General features: G+C 61.5%; 6 protein-coding genes. All 6 read left to right on the top strand.

Going from position 1 to position 3597, the window contains the following annotated elements; genetic code table 11:
• Positions 1-266 precede the first annotated feature (266 nt).
• Entirely contained in the window at positions 267-545 is a 279-nt protein-coding gene (locus VBE63_RS26175; RefSeq protein WP_323685933.1) for a hypothetical protein, read from the top strand.
• Positions 546-746 (top strand): DUF2905 domain-containing protein, encoded by a 201-nt coding sequence (locus tag VBE63_RS26180; protein ID WP_323685934.1) that lies wholly within the window; start codon positions 546-548, stop codon positions 744-746.
• Positions 747-876: 130 nt separating this feature from the next.
• Positions 877-1053 (top strand): hypothetical protein, encoded by a 177-nt coding sequence (locus tag VBE63_RS26185; RefSeq protein ID WP_323685935.1) that lies wholly within the window; start codon positions 877-879, stop codon positions 1051-1053.
• Positions 1053-1421, top strand: a complete 369-nt coding sequence (locus VBE63_RS26190; protein ID WP_323685936.1) for a cytochrome b — start codon at positions 1053-1055, stop codon at positions 1419-1421. The genes VBE63_RS26185 and VBE63_RS26190 overlap by 1 nt, the downstream gene beginning before the upstream one ends.
• Before the next feature lie 42 nt (positions 1422-1463).
• Positions 1464-2300, top strand: coding sequence for a CPBP family intramembrane glutamic endopeptidase (locus VBE63_RS26195; protein WP_323685937.1), 837 nt, complete (start codon positions 1464-1466; stop codon positions 2298-2300).
• 323 nt (positions 2301-2623) lie between these two features.
• On the top strand, positions 2624-3597 hold a 974-nt coding region (locus VBE63_RS26200), incomplete at its 3' end, for a class I fructose-bisphosphate aldolase (protein WP_323685938.1).

Raw genomic sequence — 3597 nt, forward strand, 5'->3', positions numbered from 1 at the left:
GAGCTCAAGCTCGGCCGAGCCTAGGGAGCGCCCGCTGCATCAAGACCGCAGCTGGCGAAATGACCCACGATCGGCGCATTACCCCCAACGGGATCTCAAGCCCGTCAGAGGCGATCAGGCAACAGCCACAGTTGGGCGCCGAGATTGCCTGTCTGCAGGGCACTGGATTTGCTTGTCGGCAAGGCCCTTCGCTCCCGTTTGAGTGACACCCCTGCTGCGATCAGGTGCCGCGATCAGGTGCCGCGATCAGGACAAGGATTCAGAGCATGCATGAGCTTTCAGACACTAAGGCCAGCGCGGTCGACGACGCCTTTCTGCGCGTCGATTGCTATGCCGGTCATCGCGGCGATTCCGAGCCACTGCGCCTGCACCTCGGACAGCGGCAAGTGGCCGTCACCGAGATCATTGACCGATGGCTCGCCCCTAACCACCGGTACTTCAAGCTGCGCGGTGACGACGGCGGCGTCTATCTCCTGCGCCATGACAGCATTGAGGACCGTTGGCAGTTGGTTCTCTACGATGGCGGCGGTATGAGGCAGTCCTAGATGCAGCGCGCATTGATCATCGTCGGTGTCTCCATCCTGGTCATCGGACTACTGTGGCCCTGGCTCTCGAAGCTCCCGCTCGGACGCCTCCCCGGCGACATCCTGATCGAGCGCGAGGGCTTCCGCTTCTACATGCCCCTGACGACCGGGATTCTGCTGAGTCTGCTGCTATCGCTGCTGCTCTGGCTGTTTCGCAGATGATCCTGATCCAGGCTCCAGGTGATCAGCTTCAGCCCATCTACCCTACCAATGGCACAAAAGCTGCTCACTCGCTGCATTGTTCGATCTCAGCCGGCGTCTTGCGCGCCGTTCAACCCTTTAGGAGATAACAATGCTTGGCAATTCCTCAGAACGCTGGGGGCTGGTTCAGCAGTCCCTGCATTGGCTTGTGGTCGCGCTGGTGGTGGCCCAGCTCTTGGTCGGCATGACCCTCGGTGGGACATCCATTGACGACCCCTCTGGCAGACCCTATTCCAGGCTCACGGCACCCTCGGACTCAGCATTCTGATGGTGATGGTGGCCCGGCTCATCTGGCGTGTCACTCATCCGGTGCCAGCGCTGCCGAATTCCTTGACCTCATGGCAGCAAAAGCTGGCGCGCGCCAATCACTGGCTCCTGTATCTGATGCTGATCGGCCTGCCGATCGGTGGCTACATGATGGTCAGCCTCTATGGCCAGCAGATACCCTTCTTCGGCTGGGAGCTGCCGCCGATACTGCCCGAGAACCAAGAGCTGGCAGCCCAGGTCAAGACCATGCACAGTCTGGGAGCTGGGCTCATCGTCGGACTCCTGACGCTGCACATCGGCGCGGCCTTACGCCATGGCTATCTCCTTAAGGACGGCGTACTCCAGCGGATGGCACCGTTCCTGAAGTAACGCTCGTTGACCCCCTCAGGATCGCATCAGGATCGGATACAGATGCCGCCCTTCACCGAGCTGCTGCCGTTCTATCTCGCAATGGCAGCGATCACGCTGTGCTGGCTGCCGAGGGGCTGGTGGCCATCCTGGATGCTCTTCCTGGCGGCCCTGCTGCTCGCCTATGGCAGCTGGATCTCGCTGGTTGGCCTGCTGTGGATCATCGGCACCGGGCTTGCCTTTGCTGCAGCGGCGCGTGGCTGGGGCCACCCCGCTGTCGCAAAGCTCGTCGCCTTGATCGTCGGCGTTCCGCTGCTGCTCTACCATTCGCTGGATGTGCCAGGCCTGACACCGCTGCCCGTGCTCTCCGGCTATCAGGTATCCGAAGATGCCGATCCATTTTCACTGCTGCTCGACTTCGGACCGGCCGCCGTCGGCTTCCTGTATGCACGCTTCTTCATCACGCCACCGACACGCGCCGCGCTGAAACCGATGCTGGTCTGGGTCGCTGGGTTGACGCTGGCATTGGCCGCCGTGCTGATCACGCTGGGACTCGGGCTCGACTACGTGGAATGGGACCCGAAGTGGCCGTGGTTTCTGCTGATCTGGATCGCCCATAATCTGTTGTTGGTCAGCGTCCCCGAGGAAGCCGTATTCCGGGGTCTGCTCCAGAGCAGCCTACGTCCAATCGGAACCTGGGGTGCGCTGATGCTCGCGTCATTGCTCTTCGGCCTCTATCACATCAACTTCGGTCTGGCGAATGTCGGGCTGGCCGCCGTCGCGGGTCTATTCTTTGGCTATGCCTATCTGCGGACGGCCCGCATCGAAGCGGCCATCCTGCTCCATTTCTTCGTCAACGCCATTCATCTCCTGCTGTTCACCTATCCGCGGCTGGCATGACGTGCTGCCAGCAACACGCAAGCGCTGACGTCGGTTTTGAGGATGGAATTGGATCTGCCGTGCCGATGAGCGGGTCATTTGAACCGCTCAGGGGGATTTACACCCAGTTTGTGGCGCGCGCAACGATCTGATTGTCATCCCCTCTTCCATCGCCGTCCTGAACACAGCGCGCGAATACATGCTCTCTGATCGCCGCAGCGGTTGAATTCGTCGCTCAGTTTTTTCAGCGTCATCATGGTTTGGAGCATGGTTTGGAGCATGGTTTGGAGCTTGCAGGATTCCGATTCATTCAAACCTTCTCACCCCCAGCTAGAGGTGCAACGATGACTTTGAACGCCCTACGCCAAACCGCCGAAGCCATGGTTAAGCCTGGTGAGGGCATCCTGGCCATGGATGAAAGCACGCCCACCATCGGCAAGCGGCTGAAGGCGGTTGGTGTCGAGAACACCGAGGACAACCGGATTGCCTACCGCAGCATCCTGCTCGGTACGCCAGGACTCGGCGAGTCCATCAGTGGAGCGATTCTCTATGACGAGACCATCCGCCAGTCGACGACCGACGGGGAGCCCTTTCCGGAACTAATGAAGCGCCAAGGGATTATGCCGGGGATCAAGGTCGACACCGGCGCCAAAGAGCTCGCGCTGAACGCCGGCGAGAAGGTGACCGAAGGCCTCGACGGGCTGCGCGAGCGCTTGGAGGAGTACGTTGGCCTGGGCGCGAAGTTCTGTAAATGGCGCGCGGTGATCACCATCGACGAGGAGAAACCAAGCGGCGCCTGCATCGAGGCCAATGCCCATGCGCTGGCGCGTTATGCCGCCTTGTGCCAGGAGGCAGGCTTGGTGCCGATCGTCGAGCCCGAGGTGCTGATCAATGGTGCACACACGATCGAGACCAGCTACGAGGTCACCGTCGAGACCCAGCGCCAGGTGTTCGAGCAGCTCTACCGGCAAGGCGTCCAGCTCGAAGGCATGATCTTGAAGCCGAGCATGGTGATCTCCGGGACCGAGTGTCCGCAGCGCTCCGGTGTCGATCAGGTCGCCGAAGAGACCTTGCGCTGTCTGCAGCAGACGGTGCCGGGCGCAGTGCCCGGCGTCGCCTTCTTGTCTGGTGGCCAAGACGACCAGCAAGCGACCCAGCATCTGAACGCCATGAATCAGATGGCGGCCCAGCTGTCGCTGCCCTGGCGCCTGACCTTCTCCTATGCGCGCGCGCTGCAGAATCAGGTGCTCGAGACCTGGCGCGGCGATGCCTCGAAGGCCGAACAGGCCAGTGAGGCCCTGCTGCAGCGGGCCAAGCT

This window comes from Lamprobacter sp. (assembly GCF_034860625.1).
GTDB lineage: Bacteria > Pseudomonadota > Gammaproteobacteria > Chromatiales > Chromatiaceae > Lamprobacter.

What these genes read in the sequence shown, in the direction of transcription:
- VBE63_RS26175 (WP_323685933.1), top strand. Translation starts at nt 267, where the DNA reads ATGCATGAGCTTTCAGACACTAAGGCCAGCGCGGTCGACGACGCCTTT.
- VBE63_RS26180 (WP_323685934.1), top strand. Translation starts at nt 546, where the DNA reads ATGCAGCGCGCATTGATCATCGTCGGTGTCTCCATCCTGGTCATCGGA.
- VBE63_RS26185 (WP_323685935.1), top strand. Translation starts at nt 877, where the DNA reads ATGCTTGGCAATTCCTCAGAACGCTGGGGGCTGGTTCAGCAGTCCCTG.
- VBE63_RS26190 (WP_323685936.1), top strand. Translation starts at nt 1,053, where the DNA reads ATGGTGATGGTGGCCCGGCTCATCTGGCGTGTCACTCATCCGGTGCCA.
- VBE63_RS26195 (WP_323685937.1), top strand. Translation starts at nt 1,464, where the DNA reads ATGCCGCCCTTCACCGAGCTGCTGCCGTTCTATCTCGCAATGGCAGCG.